The sequence below is a fragment of the Halopenitus persicus genome (genome assembly GCF_900107205.1).
Classification (GTDB): Archaea; Halobacteriota; Halobacteria; order Halobacteriales; family Haloferacaceae; genus Halopenitus; species Halopenitus persicus.
The window spans coordinates 412,326-429,039 of sequence record NZ_FNPC01000002.1 but is presented as its reverse complement, the minus strand read 5'-3'; the positions used below and the strand labels follow the sequence as shown (position 1 = coordinate 429,039).

Annotated in this window: 15 protein-coding genes and 1 tRNA gene; 11 read left to right on the top strand and 5 right to left on the bottom strand. The window is 67.0% G+C overall.

All coding sequences use genetic code 11. The features are described from left to right. Positions 1-54 precede the first annotated feature (54 nt). The 4 genes from BLV25_RS16670 (at position 55) to BLV25_RS05130 (ending at position 3,422) form a co-directional block, all read left to right on the top strand. Positions 55-1,545 (top strand): DUF7093 family protein, encoded by a 1,491-nt coding sequence (locus BLV25_RS16670; protein WP_143114385.1) that lies wholly within the window; start codon positions 55-57, stop codon positions 1,543-1,545. A 206-nt stretch (positions 1,546-1,751) separates the two neighbouring features. Then, entirely contained in the window at positions 1,752-2,135 is a 384-nt protein-coding gene (locus BLV25_RS05140) for a DUF5611 family protein (protein ID WP_021073583.1), read from the top strand. A 223-nt stretch (positions 2,136-2,358) separates the two neighbouring features. Continuing rightward, positions 2,359-2,787, top strand: coding sequence for a 30S ribosomal protein S12 (locus tag BLV25_RS05135; protein WP_021073582.1), 429 nt, complete (start codon positions 2,359-2,361; stop codon positions 2,785-2,787). After that, positions 2,784-3,422 carry a 30S ribosomal protein S7 gene (locus BLV25_RS05130; protein WP_021073581.1) on the top strand — a complete coding sequence of 213 codons (639 nt, stop codon included), beginning with the start codon at positions 2,784-2,786 and terminating at the stop codon, positions 3,420-3,422. The genes BLV25_RS05135 and BLV25_RS05130 overlap by 4 nt, the downstream gene beginning before the upstream one ends. 143 nt (positions 3,423-3,565) lie before the next feature. Here the strand turns inward: BLV25_RS05130 and BLV25_RS05125 are convergent, their stop codons facing one another. After that, positions 3,566-4,297, bottom strand: a complete 732-nt coding sequence (locus tag BLV25_RS05125) for a DUF5781 family protein (protein ID WP_092731196.1) — start codon at positions 4,295-4,297, stop codon at positions 3,566-3,568. Positions 4,298-4,480: 183 nt separating this feature from the next. Between BLV25_RS05125 and BLV25_RS05120 the strand changes: the two genes are divergently transcribed. The 7 genes from BLV25_RS05120 (at position 4,481) to BLV25_RS05085 (ending at position 12,975) form a co-directional block, all read left to right on the top strand. Then, on the top strand, positions 4,481-6,670 hold the full coding sequence (locus BLV25_RS05120) for an elongation factor EF-2 (protein ID WP_021073579.1): 2,190 nt from the start codon (positions 4,481-4,483) through the stop codon (positions 6,668-6,670). Positions 6,671-6,836: 166 nt separating this feature from the next. Next, complete coding sequence (locus tag BLV25_RS05115) at positions 6,837-7,724, top strand: acyl-CoA thioesterase (RefSeq protein ID WP_092731194.1); 888 nt, start codon at positions 6,837-6,839, stop codon at positions 7,722-7,724. 186 nt (positions 7,725-7,910) lie between these two features. Further along, on the top strand, positions 7,911-9,176 hold the full coding sequence (gene tuf, locus BLV25_RS05110; RefSeq protein ID WP_092731192.1) for a translation elongation factor EF-1 subunit alpha: 1,266 nt from the start codon (positions 7,911-7,913) through the stop codon (positions 9,174-9,176). Positions 9,177-9,179: 3 nt separating this feature from the next. Next, entirely contained in the window at positions 9,180-9,488 is a 309-nt protein-coding gene (gene rpsJ, locus BLV25_RS05105; protein ID WP_021073576.1) for a 30S ribosomal protein S10, read from the top strand. Positions 9,489-9,801: 313 nt separating this feature from the next. Continuing rightward, positions 9,802-9,873 (top strand) — tRNA-Ala (locus BLV25_RS05095). Positions 9,874-10,243: 370 nt separating this feature from the next. After that, entirely contained in the window at positions 10,244-11,413 is a 1,170-nt protein-coding gene (locus BLV25_RS05090; RefSeq protein ID WP_092731190.1) for a poly-gamma-glutamate biosynthesis protein PgsC/CapC, read from the top strand. After that, positions 11,410-12,975 (top strand): Mur ligase, encoded by a 1,566-nt coding sequence (locus BLV25_RS05085; protein ID WP_256335647.1) that lies wholly within the window; start codon positions 11,410-11,412, stop codon positions 12,973-12,975. The genes BLV25_RS05090 and BLV25_RS05085 overlap by 4 nt, the downstream gene beginning before the upstream one ends. A 6-nt stretch (positions 12,976-12,981) precedes the next feature. Here BLV25_RS05085 and BLV25_RS05080 read toward each other — a convergent pair whose 3' ends face one another. The 4 genes from BLV25_RS05080 to BLV25_RS17285 all read right to left on the bottom strand — a co-directional run bounded on the left by BLV25_RS05080 (position 12,982) and on the right by BLV25_RS17285 (position 16,685). Continuing rightward, positions 12,982-13,293 (bottom strand): hypothetical protein, encoded by a 312-nt coding sequence (locus BLV25_RS05080; RefSeq protein WP_021073575.1) that lies wholly within the window; start codon positions 13,291-13,293, stop codon positions 12,982-12,984. A gap of 145 nt (positions 13,294-13,438) precedes the next feature. Then, on the bottom strand, positions 13,439-13,924 hold the full coding sequence (locus BLV25_RS05075; RefSeq protein ID WP_021073574.1) for a DUF2062 domain-containing protein: 486 nt from the start codon (positions 13,922-13,924) through the stop codon (positions 13,439-13,441). Between the two features lie 134 nt (positions 13,925-14,058). Then, positions 14,059-16,389 carry a nitric-oxide reductase large subunit gene (locus tag BLV25_RS05070; protein ID WP_021073573.1) on the bottom strand — a complete coding sequence of 777 codons (2,331 nt, stop codon included), beginning with the start codon at positions 16,387-16,389 and terminating at the stop codon, positions 14,059-14,061. A 128-nt stretch (positions 16,390-16,517) separates the two neighbouring features. Then, positions 16,518-16,685, bottom strand: coding sequence for a hypothetical protein (locus BLV25_RS17285; protein WP_176819435.1), 168 nt, complete (start codon positions 16,683-16,685; stop codon positions 16,518-16,520). Positions 16,686-16,714: the final 29 nt, after the last annotated feature.

Sequence of the window (16,714 nt, the reverse complement as noted above, 5' to 3'; positions counted from 1 at the left end):
CGTCGGACGCCGACGGCGACGTTTTTTACGTTCGGACCGCACAGGGCACGGTAAATGGGACTCAGGTGTCTGCTCGGACACGACTTCGGGGAGCCGGAACTCGAGCGCGAGCGCGAGGAGGAGGGGGAACAGGTCGTCGTGACCGTCCGCGAGGTGAAACGGTGTGACCGCTGCGGCGAATCGCAGGTCGTCAGCGAGAACACTGAAGTGACCTCCCTCGACCGCCTCACGGAGGAGGCGAACCGCGCCGATCGGGACGGGACGCCCGCGGACGCCGGGTCCGCCGACGGGAGGATCGAGGACGATGCCGGATCCGCGCCCGGGGACGAGCGGGGCATCGAAGCCGAGGCGACGACGGAGGACGCGGAGATCATCGAATCGACGACGACCGAGCAATCGGCGACAACCGGTCCGGACGCAACCACGGGGAACGCCGACGTGGCCGCCGATAACACGGCCGATCCGGCCACCGCCGACGCGACCGATCGAGCCACCGCCGACGCAGCCGATCCGGCCGGCGGAGCGTCGGCGGACGACCACGGGATCACGATCGAGGGGGACGTCCCGGCCGACGGCGACGTCGATCCCGACGCCGTCGAGGAGGCGCCGCCGGTTCACGAGACGACCGGCACCCTCTCGCCGGACGACGACGCGGACGCCACCGCTGCGGACGCGCCCGATACGGACGACGGTGCCGAACTGATCGATGCCGATGAAGACGGGGACGGGGCGGTCGGCGACCCGGGTGTGACCGCCGAGAAGACGGGATCGTCAGCGAGCCCGTCGACGGAGCCGTCGGCCGTCGCGGATGCCGAACCGGCGACGAGTTCGGCGACCGACGATCCCGACGGCGACCACCCGACCGACGACGGAGTCATCCTCGATGACGACTCCGGCGGCGCGGACGACGTCCCGGACCGGGAGCACGGCGAGTGGCCCGCGGAGGAGCGCACGCGAGCGAGCGCGGCCGACTCGAATCACGATGGAGCCAACGCAGCACACGGCGGATCCGACGCGGCGGACGCGTCGGGCGCGACCGACGTTGCGGATGAGGCCCGATCGGAGGGAGCCGGCGACGTCGGCACCGAGGACGGGGGAGGAGCCGAGGCCGATCTGCGCACCGGTCACTCGCCGTGGCCCGACCAGCGCGGCGAGGACGAGGGGTTCAGCGCGGACGCCGACCCGGACGCCGGCGAGTCCGTGGAGTCGGCGGTTTCCTTCGAGGGCGGACTGACCCCGGAGGCCGACGGCCCGACCGACTACGAGGAGGCGGCCGACGTGCTCGACCGCCCCGAAGGAGCCGATTCCGCCGTCGTATCCGGCACCGCCGGGGATCGTGGAGGATCGAGCGTGGAGGATCCCGGGATCACGGCGGCCCGCGAGGCGGACGTCGCTGCCGAGCCGGAGGAGTCGACGACCGAGTACTTCTGCCCCGAGTGCGACCTCGTCCAGCCGGCGGGCCGGAGCTCGATGCGGGCCGGCGACATCTGCCCCGAGTGCAAACGCGGCTACATCGCCGAACGTCCCGCCTCCGAATCGGCCTAGTTCGCGGCCCGATCCGGCATTCCCGAGGGTTGCTGCTCGCCGGAGGTTGCTGCTCGCCGGAGGTTGCTGCTCGCCGGAGGTTGCTGCTCGCCGGAGGTTGCTGCTCGCCGAGGGGTGCCGCTCGCCCGTACTCATCGCTCGGTAGCCCCTCACGCGCGTCGATCGTGACGAAACTGGTTTACCGCCCGCTTTCGAACGTCGCGGCAATGAAGGAGTACAAGATGCGCCGCGGCGAGTACCTCGAGGAACGGATGCCCGACCTGAAGGGCTCGATCGAGGAGTACTTCGGCGAGGTCACCGGCACCGAGGAGGCCAACGGTCACGAGCTGTACGTCGTCGAGGACCCGGAGAATCCGGTCTTCGAACGGATACTCGCCGGTGCGGCGAGCTACGACGGCAAGAAGGACAAGCTGGCGGTCCACTTCGAGGAGCGGCCCGCCGAGGAGGTCATCGCCGACGGGGACGCCGAGGCCGCCGCCGACGCGGTGGACGCGAAGAACGACTTCCTCCTCGAGGCGACCGGCCGCGACGCCAAGTCCCGCCGCGACTCGATGAAACGCGCGGTCGAGGACGAGTCGCCCGACTACTGACCGGAACCGAACCGCCGGGGACGGTCCATCGAACGGAGCGATCCGAGACGACCGCTGCGTGCTCGTTACCGGCTCATCGTTTCTGAGCGCCCGCCGCTCCGGTTCCCCTCCCGATCGAAAACCGGCTCAGATCCGACGAGGGATAGCTATCGCGGATTCTGAGCCGGTTTCGCCGGTCCGGAAAGCGGGCGCTTAAGTAGCTCCGTTCGGAAAGGAGGGTACGATGGCGAACGGTAAGTACGCGGCCCGCAAGCTCAAACAGGACCGGCAGAAGCGACGCTGGTCCGACTCCGAGTACGCTCGACGCGAGCGCGGGCTCAAGAAGAAGTCAGACCCGCTCGAGGGCGCGCCGCAGGGCCGCGGCATCGTCCTGGAGAAGGTCGGTATCGAAGCCAAACAGCCCAACTCCGCGATCCGGAAGTGCGTCCGGGTCCAGCTCATCAAGAACGGCAAGCAGGTCACGGCGTTCTGTCCGGGCGACGGCGCGATCTCGTTCATCGACGAACACGACGAGGTCACGATCGCCGGGATCGGCGGCGCGAAGGGTCGCGCGATGGGCGACCTCTCCGGCGTCAACTACAAGGTCGAGAAGGTCAACGGCGTCTCGATGATCGAACTGGTTCGCGGCAACGCGGAGAAGCCCGTCCGATGAGCGAGAGCGACGACTCGGAGGCGGCCGAGGCACAGACGCCCGAGCCGGACGCGCCCGCGGACAGCGAGACCGCCACCGAGAACGCCCTGCTGTTCGGCGTCTGGGACGTCTCGGAGATCGCCTACAGCGACCCCTCCACGAAGCGGTACCTCAACGTGACGCCGATCGCCCACACGATGGGCCGTCACGCCTCCAAGCAGTTCCAGAAGTCGGAGATCTCGCTCGTCGAGCGGCTCATCAACCGGCTGATGCAGAACGAGGAGAACACCGGCAAGAAACAGCAGGCCACGCGGATCGTCCGTGACGCCTTCGATCTCGTCCACGAGCGGACCGACGAGAACCCGGTGCAGGTCCTCGTGACCGCCGTCGAGAACGCGGCGCCGCGCGAGGAGACCGTCCGCCTCAAGTACGGCGGCATCTCCGTGCCGAAGGCCGTCGACGTCGCGCCCCAGCGCCGCGTCGATCAGGCCCTCAAGTTCATCGCCGACGGCGTCGAGTCGGCGACGTACAAATCCACCACCACGGCCGCCGAGGCGCTGGCCAGCCAGCTCACCGGCGCGGCCGACTACGACGTCGAGACGTACGCGATCTCCCAGAAGGAGGAGCGCGAACGCGTCGCGGCGGCGGCCCGCTAGGACGGGCCGCGTTTTCCCTCCCGTTCTCCGACCCGATCAGCGGCGGTGCCCGGCGGGTCGAGCGCCGAGGTCGCCGATCGGCGCCTGAGATCGTTCTCGGCGCTCGAATGGGCTTGGAGCGTTCTCGGCGCTCGAATCCATCTCTAGACCGCGTACGCGCGAGTCGCGTCGACCAACGCCTTTCGGTAGTCGCTCTCGGAGGGGTCGGGCCCGAGCGCGAGGAACCGGCGCTTGAAGTTCGCGACGTCGATCGCGGGGGCGTCGCTCCCGGCCGCCCGTGCGAGGTCGTACAGCCGGTGGTCGCGGTCGGCGAGGTCGTGGCGCTCGACGAGCGCGAGGGCGAACGCGGCGTTGACGGCGGTGATCTCCGGATCGGCCCCGGCCGTGACCGGGGTCGATCCCGGACGTGGCGGGGTCGGGCGGTCCGCGACCGCGCCCGCGAGGGTCGACTCGAGGAACCCGAGAAGCTTGTCCGCGGGCGCGACGGAGAGCGTGATGTCGTCGGCGTAGATGTCCTTCATATGGTTCGCGATCTGATAACAATGGGCGAGCTTCCGTCGCTCGATCGACTCGCCGGCGAGTCCGAGATAGAGCGCCTCCTCGGTGGACTGGGTGTGTGACGGATGCGACTCCTCGTGACGGACCATATGGGCGAACTCGTGGATCGCCAACTCGCGGGCCATCGCGCTGGTCGCCGCCCGCCTGGAGATGTTGAGCACGTGGTGGTCCGGATAGTGGGCGGCCCACGTTCGCTCGTCGGGATTCTCGCGGACGCGAACCCGGACCGGGTCCGCGACCGCGAACTCCGTCTCGAAGAGGTCGGCCGCGCCCAGGAACGGATCGGGGGCGACGTCGCCGTGTACTCGGAGGTCCATGGCTATCAGTACCACGGTCTACCGCCCTAAAGCGCTTTCGTGGATCCGGTCCGCGACGGACGATCGGTCCACCCGGCTGTGAGTCGGATCAACACGAAACGTGCCGAAACGGGCCGAGACGCCCGTCTCCGGCCGGCGTGAAACACTACCCTTTTGACCCCGCTGGCGGTACAACGCATCATAATGGGCCGACGCAAGAAAATCGTCCAGGAATGTGAACGGCTGATGGACAACCCGGAGCACATCCGGAACATCGCCATCGCCGCTCACGTCGACCACGGCAAGACGACGCTCTCGGACAACCTCCTCGCCGGAGCGGGGATGATCTCCGAGGACACCGCGGGCGAGCAGCTCGCGATGGACACGAAGGAGGACGAACAGGAACGCGGGATCACGATCGACGCGGCGAACGTCTCGATGACCCACGAGTACGACGACACCAACCACCTCATCAACCTCATCGACACGCCGGGTCACGTCGACTTCGGCGGCGACGTCACCCGCGCGATGCGCGCGGTCGACGGCGCGCTGGTGGTCGTCGACGCCGTCGAGGGCGCGATGCCGCAGACGGAGACGGTGCTTCGGCAGGCCCTCCGTGAGGGCGTCAAGCCGACCCTGTTCATCAACAAGGTCGACCGCCTCATCTCAGAGCTCCAGGAGGGTCCCCAGGAGATGCAGGAGCGCCTGCTCGCGGTCATCAGCGACGTCAACGAGCTCATCCGCGGGATGGCGGAGAACATGGACGACATCCCGGAGGACTGGACGGTCTCCGTCGAGGACGGGACCGTCGGCTTCGGCTCCGCGCTGTACAAGTGGGGCGTCTCGATGCCCTCGATGCAGCGGACCGGAATGGACTTCGGCGACATCATCGACCTGGAGCGCGCCGACAAACGCGAGGAACTCCACGAGCGCACGCCGCTGTCGGACGTCGTGCTCGACATGGTCTGTGAGCACTTCCCGAACCCGGTCGACGCCCAGCCCCGCCGTGTCCCGCGCATCTGGCGCGGCGACCCTGACTCCGAGCTCGCGGAGTCGATGCAGCTCGTCGACGAGGACGGCGAGGTCGTCTTCATGGTCACCGACATCTCGATGGACCCGCACGCCGGCGAGATCGCGACCGGCCGCGTCTTCTCCGGCACCCTCGAGAAGGGACAGGAGCTGTACGTCTCCGGAACGGCCGGCAAGAACCGGCTCCAGAGCGTCGGCCTCTTCATGGGATCGGAACGCGAGGAAGTGGAACGCGTCCCCGCCGGGAACATCGCCTCGGTCACCGGCCTGCGTGACGCGATCGCCGGTTCGACCGTCTCCTCCGTGGAGATGACGCCGTTCGAGTCGATCGAGCACATCTCCGAGCCGGTCATCACGAAGTCCGTCGAGGCGAAGAACATGGACGACCTGCCGAAGCTCATCGAGACGCTCCAGCAGGTCGCCAAGGAGGACCCGACCATCCAGATCGAGATCAACGAGGACACCGGCGAGCACCTGATCAGCGGACAGGGCGAGCTGCACCTCGAGGTCATCACCCAACGGATCCGCGACAATCAGGGCATCCCGGTCATCACCGGCGAACCGATCGTCGTCTACCGCGAACAGCCCCAGGAGGAGTCCCGCGAGGTCGAGGGGCAGTCGCCGAACCGCCACAACAAGTTCTACATCACCGTCGAGCCGATGGACCAGGAGATCGTCGACGCGATCCAGCTCGGCGAGGTTTCGATGGATATGCCCGAACTGGAGCGCCGCGAGGCGCTGCAGGAGGCCGGAATGGACAAGGACACCTCCCAGAACGTCGAGGACATCCACCGGACCAACATCCTCATCGACGACACGAAGGGTATCCAGCACCTCAACGAGACGATGGAGCTCGTTCTCGAGGGGCTCCAGGAGGCCCTCGACGACGGCCCGCTCGCCGCCGAACCGGTCCAGGGCGCGCTGTTCCGCCTGCACGACGCCAAGCTCCACGAGGACACGATCCACCGCGGTCCCGCCCAGGTCATTCCGGCGGTCCGTGACGCGGTCCACCGCGCGCTCATCGACGGCGAGGTTCGCCTGCTCGAGCCGATCCAGGACGTCCGCATCGACGTTCCCTCCGAGCACATGGGCGCCGCCTCCGGCGAGATCCAGGGCCGCCGTGGCCGCGTCGACGACATGTACCAGGAGGGCGACCTGATGGTCGTCGAAGGGATCGCGCCGGTCGAGGAGATGATCGGCTTCTCGAGCGACATTCGTTCGGCCACCGAGGGCCGCGCCTCCTGGAACACGGAGAACGCCGGCTTCCGCGTGCTCGCCGACAACCTCCAGCGTGAGAAGATCATGGAGATCCGCGAGCGCAAGGGAATGAAGCTCGAGCTGCCGCAGTCGATCGACTACATCTAGCGACGACCCCGTCGTCCCGATCCGTTTCGTTCTTCCTCCGTTCCCGGTCGGCCGCCGCTCCGCTTCCGCTCGGATTCACGCTGTTCGGCATCCAGCCGTTCAGCCAGGCGAGCCGATCCACGCCGGAACCTAAACGCTGTAGTGGATCGGCCGCGTTCCCCCGAGCGTGCAAACGATCGACTCACATCCGATCCGCTTCGGCGAACTGGCCGGACCGCTCGTCCACGGCTCCCTGTTCTTCGATTGGGAGCTGATCTCGACCCAGGAGATCACCGACGCCCTGGGGCACCGATTCCAGGACATCGTCGCGGCCGACGGGATCCCCTACGCACCCGTCGTGGCCAGCACCTCGGTCCACCGCTATCCGACCTTCGAGGACACGGTCTCGGTCGAGACCGTCCCCGTCGACGTCGGCGACTCGAGCGTCGAGCTCGTCTACGAGATGACCGACGGCGACGGCGAGGCGGTGGCGACCGGGCGGATCACGCACGTCACGATCGCGCCCGAGGGCGGCGCGCTCGATCTGCCGGACGCGACGCGGGAGGCCTTCGCGGACCGTCTCGTCGACCGAGATCCGGCCGTCGGACCGGATGCGCCGCGAATGAAAGCCGACGGGGCCGGGGGCGAAGACGGAGCCGCGGCCGAGACGGGGGACGCGCTCCCGACCTTCAGCGCGTCGTTCCCGATCCGGAGTCCCCACATCGAGGGCTCGGAGCTGGCGTACTTCGAGGAGTACCCGAGCTTCGCGGACGCCGCGCTCGAGGCGTTCCTCGAGGACGCGGGGACGAGCCGCGCCGCATTGAGCGGGGCGCGACAGCCGTTCCGGCTGGCGGACTGGCGCTGGGAGTTCACCTCGCCGGTGCCCGTCGAGTCCACGCTGCGGGTCGAGTCGGACGTCCGCGCGGTCGACGACCGTGCGGTCCGCATCGAACACACCCTGCTCAGCGACGACACGCCGAGCATCGAGGGCGTCACCGAGTACGGCTGCTTCGACCGGTCCGGGGAGCGCGTTCCGTTCGAAGCCGACGCCCTCGAGCCGTTCCGGTCCGCCTAGCCCGTCCCCGTCGCGGACGCTGACGCGGTCTCGAGGCATACGATCGCGAGAGGCCACGATCGACCCATATGCCAACTCGGCACAAACCGCCAGACGGCGTCAGATCGACCGTAGTCCGTATCGAAACCGTTTTAGTGGAATCTCCCGAAAACATCCTCACAGAGCGCCTTAGCGCGTGATTACCCCATGAGTGACAAACCGCACCAGAATCTGGCCATTATCGGCCACGTCGACCACGGCAAGAGTACGCTCGTGGGCCGACTCCTCTACGAGACGGGGAGCGTCCCCGAGCACGTCATCGAGCAGCACCGCGAGGAAGCCGAAGAGAAGGGCAAGGGCGGGTTCGAGTTCGCCTACGTGATGGACAACCTCGCCGAGGAGCGCGAGCGTGGCGTCACGATCGACATCGCCCACCAGGAGTTCGACACCGACGAGTACTACTTCACCATCGTCGACTGTCCGGGCCACCGTGACTTCGTGAAGAACATGATCACGGGCGCCTCCCAGGCCGACAACGCCGTCCTCGTCGTCGCGGCTGACGACGGCGTCGCGCCCCAGACGCGCGAGCACGTCTTCCTGGCCCGCACGCTGGGCATCAACGAGCTCATCATCGGCGTGAACAAGATGGACCTCGTCGACTACGAGGAGTCCAAGTACGAGGAGGTCAAGTCCGAGGTTCAGGACCTCCTCAACCAGGTCCGCTTCAACGCGGACGACGCCAAGTACATCCCGATCTCGGCGTTCGAGGGCGACAACATCGCCGACGAGTCCGAGAACACGGACTGGTACGACGGCGAGATCCTCCTGGAGGCACTCAACAGCCTGCCGGAGTCCGAGCCGCCGACGGACGCGCCGCTGCGGCTCCCGATCCAGGACGTCTACACGATCTCCGGCATCGGGACCGTCCCGGTCGGACGTATCGAGACGGGCGTCCTCAACACGGGCGACAACGTCTCCTTCCAGCCGTCGGACGTCGGCGGCGAGGTGAAGACGGTCGAGATGCACCACGAGGAAGTGCCGAAGGCCGAGCCCGGCGACAACGTCGGGTTCAACGTCCGCGGCATCGGCAAGGACGACATCCGCCGCGGCGACGTCTGTGGTCCCGCGGACGACCCGCCGACGGTCGCCGAGACCTTCCAGGCCCAGGTCGTCGTGATGCAGCACCCGAGCGTCATCACCGCCGGCTACACGCCGGTCTTCCACGCCCACACGGCGCAGGTCGCGTGTACGATCGAGTCGATCGACCAGAAGATCGACCCGTCCTCGGGTGAGGTCGCCGAGGAGAACCCGGACTTCATCAAGTCCGGCGACGCCGCAGTCGTCACCGTGCGCCCGCAAAAGCCCCTCAGCATCGAGCCGTCCGGCGAGATTCCGGAGCTCGGCAGCTTCGCGATCCGCGACATGGGTCAGACCATCGCTGCCGGCAAGGTGCTCAGCGTCACCGAGCGATAATCGATGCAGCAGGCACGCGTCCGCCTCGCCGGCACCCGCCCCGAGGACCTCGACGACATCTGCGACGACGTCCGCGAGATCGCGGACTCGACGGGAGTCTCCCTGTCGGGCCCGATCCCGCTGCCGACGAAGACGCTGGAGATCCCGTCCCGAAAGTCGCCGGACGGAGAAGGCACGGCGACGTGGGAACACTGGGAAATGCGCGTTCACAAGCGTCTGATCGACATCGACGCGGACGAGCGGGCGCTTCGCCAGCTGATGCGCATCCAGGTGCCGAACGACGTCAGCATCGAGATCGTACTCGAGGACTAGCGCTAGGGCGCATTCTCGCGCACCGCAGTTTCCTTCGTTTTTCGCGTCGATCAGCTGCAGGATCAGTGACGATTCTTTCGTAAGGAAGAGGACCGGGGTTCAAATCCCCGCGAGGGAACGAGGCTCACGTCGTTCGCCCCGTTCCCTCGCGTGGTCCCCCTCGCTCCCTGCGGTCGCTCGCGGGACCCCCGCGAGTCCATCGCGATCGAGACGGTGACGGCGTCCCCGTCGAACCAGCGACCGGTGGCTCGTACCACGGAGCCCGCGAAAAGTAAGGTACAAGTACGGCGGTCGGTTGGGTATTGATGTCGGCGGGCTCGTAGATCAGTGGCAGATCGCTTCCTTCGCAAGGAAGAGGCCCGGGGTTCAAATCCCCGCGAGTCCATCGGAGCGACCGAGTTCTACGAGGGAGCGAGAATGGTCGAGTCGGATTTGAACCCTACCAGTCGCAGCACCCGAGCGAAGCGAGGGTGACCGACTGGTTCTGGTTCAAATCCCCGCGAGTCCATTCGGCTCGCTTCGCTCGCCTCATTCCCTCGCGTGGTCCCGTTCGCTCCCTGCGGTCGCTCGCGGGACCCCCGCGAGTCCATCGGAGCGACCAAGTTTCTCGACGTGAGTTCATTCTTCGAACGCAGGTCGCGTCGTGCGTTCAGCGTTCGCAACACGGCGTTTCGTCCTGGCTTCCCATCACTCGTGGTAGTCACAACTGATATATGAGAGCCACCGGAACGCGCCGGTAGACAGCTGGTTTTTAAATGATCGTCGCCGTCACCGTCACCGCGCTCGGCGTGCTCGCGGTCGGGGTCATCACGCAACTGTTCGGCTACCGAACGGGAGGAACGATCGCGATCCCGGTGTTGGCAGTGTACACCCTGAAGAACGCGCTGATGTTGCCGATCTTTCTGCTCAGCACGTGTCTCGCATACCTCGGGCTGTCCGTCGTCAAACGGCGGACGCTCATCTACGGACGCGACGAACTCCTGGTGGCGATGGCCATCGGCAGCGGCGTTCCGCTCGTCCTTCTGCTCGCCATCTGGTCGGTGCTCCCGGAATCGCTCCGCAGCGTGGTCTTCATCGGCAGCATCCTTCCCGGACTCGCCGCGTACAACTACCATCAGATCAAGTCGCAGTATCGGAAGTGGGACCTTCTGACGACCGCCGGTCTGCTCGTGGGCCTGATCGCCGTCGGCTGGTCACTCGTGTCGCCATCGCTCGTCGGGACGCTCGGCACCGCCACCGAGCCGGTCCTCTACAGCGCGACGGCCGACGTGGCAGTTTATAAAAACGCCGTCGTCGCCGAACAGTTGGACCGGACGATCCTGGCACGGCCGATCGCCGTCGTCGTGTTTCTGATCGGCGTCGTGCTCTCCGAGCGTATCCGAAGTCGGTACGGGATTCGAACGGGGCTGGTGGCGATGGCGCTGTTGGCCATCTACGCGCTCGCCAACACGTGGTTGCTCGTGTTGTATCTCGCCGTGTTGCTCGTCGCGTATCTGGGCCTCAAAACCGTCCACTACGTGACCCTGCTGTACGGGCGCGTGTTGATCTCCGTCGCGACCGCCACGGCGCTCGTCGCCGTCGTGCCGCTCGCGCTCTCGCTGCCGATCACGCGCGGCCTGTCGGCGTACTTCGTCGCGATCCTGGCCGGCGTGAACGCCTACAGCTGGCACGTGACCGCACCGGCACAGCGCGTGCTCTTCGTCCCGTTACAGATCGGGGCGTTCCTGCTGTTATTGGTCACGACACAACTCATCAGTTTGATTCGACCGACCCTGATTCCTCGGGTGTTCGGGGTCCCGGCGATCATCGCGATGGTGGTCGGCACCGTGCTGTGCGTCGCGGTCGTCGAGCATCGGACGGTCGATCTGCCGGACCGGGAATCGGTCTTCGAGGCGTCGATCCTGTCGGGCGGTGACGAGGCGTGATCGAACAGGGTCACTTCGAGGTGATCGCGACGGCCGACGGCTGGGCCTGGGAGTTTTACGACGGCGACGTCCCGCTCGCGGTGAGCCCGGCTCTCTACGGGACGTCACACGAGGCGCGCGACGCGATCGATGCGGTTCGGGATGCCGTCGCGGAGGTCGAACACCTGTCGGAGTTCGAGTTCGCCGTCGACCCGACGGAGCACGACCGGTCCCGGATCCGGATCCGGGGTGAGGCGTCCAACGACGTTTATCAGTGGTCGCTCGAGCAGGGCGAAACGACCCTTGCGGTGCCGAGCTACACGTACACGGAACGGGATCGAGCCGTCGATGCAGCAGGGCGATTTCGCGAACTCGCGGTCGGGGCGATGCCCATCTACCTGACCGGGGCGCGGGACGAATCGGTCACGTGGGACCCGTTTACCGTCGACCGCGGAACGCTCGGAAGTCGATTGTGGTCGCTGCTCACGCGGGGCAAGCGACATCGGGAGTTCCTCGACAACACCGAGATCCGGATCGTCGTCTCCGGCATCCGCGGCAAGTCCTCCACGGTCAAACGGCTCGATGACGTGTTCAACCGACGTGGATACGACGTGCTGACGAAGATCACGGGCAACCAGCCGACGCTCATCCGGAACGGCGACGTCATCCCGATCGACCGGCCGGGGCCGTACACGACGCTGTACGAGAACGTCAACGTGCTGCGGGAGTTCACGCCGATCTTCGACGCGTACACCCCCGAGAACGTTGCCATCTTCGAGAACCAGGGGATCACCGAGTACACGACGCGGCTGTTCAACCAGCGGTTCGTCAAGCCCCACGTCGTCGTGATGGCGAACGTTCGACAGGACCACCAGGACACGCTCGGAAAGACCCGACGTGACATCGCTCGCGCCTTCGCACGGACGATCCCGCCGGACACGCACGTCGTGAGCGGGGAACTCCATCCCGTGCTTCACGAGTATATGGCCGCGGAGATCGAGCAGGCGGGCGGGACGCTCACGCAGGTCTCCATCCCGGAGGAGCAACGCGGTCGGATCGGTGCCGAAACGGTATACGCGGTCAACGACGTCCTCCGAGTGTTGGATATGGACCCGGTTTCCGAGGAACAACTCAACGAGTATCTCGACGCGATCCAGCCGAAGTGGGTCGACGTTCCCGGCGGCCAGGTGTTCAACGGGGCGGAGATCAACGACATCGAGAGCACGGAGGCGATCCGCCGGGCGCTTGCGGGCGAGAACTACGTCCTCCCGTTCGTGTACCTCCGCGCCGACCGGCGGAGCCGCACCGCCTCGTTCGCGAACTACCTGAACACGCTCGCGGACCGGGACCTGATCCGGCAGGCGAGGGCGGGCGGCGCGTTCACGGACGTGTTCGCGTCGAACGTGGACGTGCCGGTGACCACGCACGGTCGGGACGAGGACGCCGGCGTGGTCTTGGAGGAGATGCTGGCGGAGGACTACCCGGTGCTGCTGATGGGAAACACCGTCGACGAGTTCATGCGGGATATGGAAGCCGAGATCGCAGAGCGCGCACAGCAGGTCGCCATCGGCGAGGCCGATTGAACGGTATCACCGCGTGCCCCGACACCCGCCGCGGAGCCGGCTGCACTCGGAGCTCCGGGTCCGAACGCAGACGTCCCGGTCGGCGTACTCCTCCTCGACGATCTCCTCGAGAAGGTCGAGCTCGCGCTGTCCGTGCTGGTCGCTGGCGAGGAAGTAGGGGCCGAGCCGCTGTTCCACGACGCGACGACCACAGAGCCCCTCCGCCCGCAGCGACCGAACGGCCTCGCGGATCGCCGCCTCCGAGGGGGTCGGTTCGAACTCGAAGTCCGCGCCCCGCTCGCTGGAGAGCCGCTCAAGCAGCCGTTTCGTGTCGATCATACCCGGAGGAACGGGCCTGGACCACTTCAATGATGACACGAATACGTTCGATGGTGCGTCGTGATCGGCGGACGGAACGGAATTTCGGTCGTCCGGACTGGGTCGGTCGTCCGGACTGGGTCGGTCGTCGGGATGAAGCCGATCGTCACTTCGGCCCGACGTCGATCGGGAGCGACTCGAGGTCGGCCTCGCGGCGACGGAACGCGTGAACCAGCCGGAGCGCGATCACGTAGGCGACCACGGCGAAGACGACCGCGAGGACGAGGTTGCCGACCCAGAGCCGGAGCAGGTGGTGGGACCCCGCGATCGGGGTGAACGTGCCTACGGCCTCCGGGGGGATCGGGCCGAGCAGGCGGCGACCCAGCCAGTAGCTCGTCCCGTAGACGCCCCATTTCACGGCGGGGTTGAGGACGATGACCGACGCGAACAGGGCGATCTTGCTCAGCTGCTTGAAGAGGTACGCCAGCGCGAGGAAGACGGCGACGCCGAATCCGAGCGTCGGCAGGGCGGTGATGAAGACGCCGAGGCTGAAACTGAACGCGACCTCCCGCGGCGAGTGGTCCTCGATGAAGGCGGCCTCCAGCCGCGACCGCACCCGATCGCGGGCGTCGCCGACCCGTCCCCGAATCATCACCGTCCCCTACCGTGGGTGTCCGTATCAATGCTTCGGCGCGGGTGGGGCGGCCCGAGGTCGTCGGTTCGACGTCGGGGGCGGACCAGGTCGATTCGATGAAGTCACGACCGGCGCACGCGAGCGGCCGATCGTCAGTCGTCGTCCTCGGCGACGGTCCGGTCCTCCTCCGCGGCGGCGATCATCCGGTCGGGGATCGAACCCGACGCGGGCGGGTCCGCGGGCATCGAGACCGACCGGAGGGTGAAGCGCTTGGCGACCATATCGTACAGGAACACCAGCGTGCCGAGGATGATCAGGGTGTCGCCGGGGAGCCGCGCCCAAAACAGCGCCTGGACGAGATCGCCGTTGTAGAACGCGAGGCTCCGGGCGGCCGCGTACCCCTCGGTGAAGGCCACCTCCAGCTGGAGGAACCCGACGGGGAGCACCGAGACGAACACCATCACCGCCAGACCGACGTTCCACAGCCAGAATGCCCACCGGAGCCGGCGCTCGGTCCACTGCGATGGGACGGTGGCGATCCGGAGCATGTACGTCGCCATTCCGAGCGCGAGGAAGCCGAACGCGCCGAACATCGCGGCGTGGGCGTGCCCGACGGTGAGGTAGGTGCCGTGCTCGTAGTAGTTGACAAGCGGCAGGTTGATGAAGAAGCCGAGCACGCCGGCGCCGAGGAAGTTCCAGAAGCCGCTCGCGATGATGAACATGAAGGGCAGCGTGTACGGGAACGTCTCGTCGCTGGTGGCCAGCGCGCGGTACTGGCCCATCGCCTCGAAGAGGATGAGAATGAGCGGGATCAGCTCCAGAGTCGAAAAGACCGTCCCGAGCGGGATCCAGACGTCGGGCTGGCCCACCCACCAGTAGTGGTGGGACGCGCCGATGACGCCCGACCCCATCACGAACAGCGCCTGAAAGGCGACGGCCTTCTCGGCCGAGCGCTTGCGGAGAAGCCCCATACTCACGAGCGTGAGCCCGATGATCGCGACGATGAAGAACTCGAAGGCGCCCTCGACCCACATGTGGACGACCCACCAGCGCCAGAACTCCGTCATCACGATGTTCGTCCGCGGGGTGTAGAAGAACCCGGCGGTGAACAGCAGGCCGATCGATCCGCCGGCGTAGACGATCATGTGTGCGAGCCCGTAGGGCGACTCGCGATCGAGTAGCGGCCTGAACCCGCGCCAGACGAACGCCGTCCAGGCGACGAACCCGACGAGGAGACCGACCTGCCAGAGGCGACCGACCTCCAGATACTCGAGGCCCTCGTTGCCGATGATCCACCAGAGGTCGCCGTCGATGTAGCCCTGCGCGCCCAGCCAGACCCCAGCGAGGCCACCCACGGCGGCGACGACGAGCGCGACCAAGAGCCCGTTCACCGCGGTCCGCTGGCGGTCGGGCTCGTGGCCGGTCAACAGCGGGGGCAGGAACAGCCCGGCCCCGAGCCACAGCGCGGCGATCCAGAGGATCCCCAGATCGAGGTGGAACGTCTTCGCCAGCGCGAACGGGAACGCCTCGAGGATCGAGACGCCGAACACCTCCTCGATCCCGAAGAACGCGTGGCGTTCGACGTAGTAGTGGGCCAACAGGCCACCCAACAGCACCTGCACCGCGAAGAGCGCGCCGGCGAGGGGGATGAACCGCGTCGCGGCACGCTGGCTCGGCGTGAGGCTGATCTCGTCCGGCGGCGGGATCTCGATCCCCGTCACCTCCGGCTCCGGCAGCGTGACGGACCGGTAGAGCCAGACGCCGATCCCGACCGCGCCGACGAGGATGACCATGCTGATCACGCTCCAGACCATCGTCGCGCCGGTCGGCGTGTTGCCCGCGTCGGGGTCGTACGGCCAGTCGTTGGTGAAGCTGCCCTCCCCGCCCGGCCGGTCGGTGTGGGAGATCCAGGCGGTCCACAGCGCGAAGTCGGCGAACTCGCCGGCCGCCTCGGCCGATCCGACGAATCCGGCCGGAATGCCGCGTTCGGGCGCCCCCTCGTGATAGCGCTCGACGTAGGTCTCACGCACCCGTTCGTGGGCGTACGCCTCCGCGGCGGAGTACTCGATCGTCGTCGTTCCCTCCTCAACGGTGCCATCCAGGTCGTCACGAACGAGCCGGTCGACAGCGGACTGCTCGGGGCCCGGCAGGGCGTCGTAGGACTCCCCGTACCGCTCCCGTGCGTAATAGCTCCGCATATGCTCCGTCTTGAGTCGGAGCGCGTCCGCGGTGTAGTCGACGCCGTAGTAGGCGCCGTTCCCGAGGATCGACCCGTGATTCATCAGCCCGTTCTTCTGAAAGGCGATCTTGCCGTCCTGCACCTGCGTTTGCGTGACGACGACCTCGCCGTCCGGCCCCGTGACCTCCTGCGGGATCGGCGGGACCTGCTGGGCGGAGTAGACGGCGCCGCCGCCCATCACAATCAGGTTCACGACGAACACGACGGCGAGGACCTTCGCGATCGTGCGCCGAGCGAGCTCCATATCGGGGGCGATTCGCCGACGCCACTAATAGTTCGTGTCAATACTATTTAATTTAAAGCGACCGGTCGGAGCGGCGGTCGACGTCAGCGTCGGTGGACCGATCTCGGATCCGGTCCCCGATCGTGACGTTACGGGCCGATGCTACCGATGACGTCGACGGCACCGATGACCCCGTCGATCGACCGTTCCGCGGCGCCGAGGACGACGACCACGACGACCAGGAGGGTCACTAACACCACGCCGGCAAGCAGGACGGCGATGAGCTTCTTCGAGCTCGCTCGGGTATCCGAGATCATCGGTCTCGTTCGGATGAGGCCACGCATCC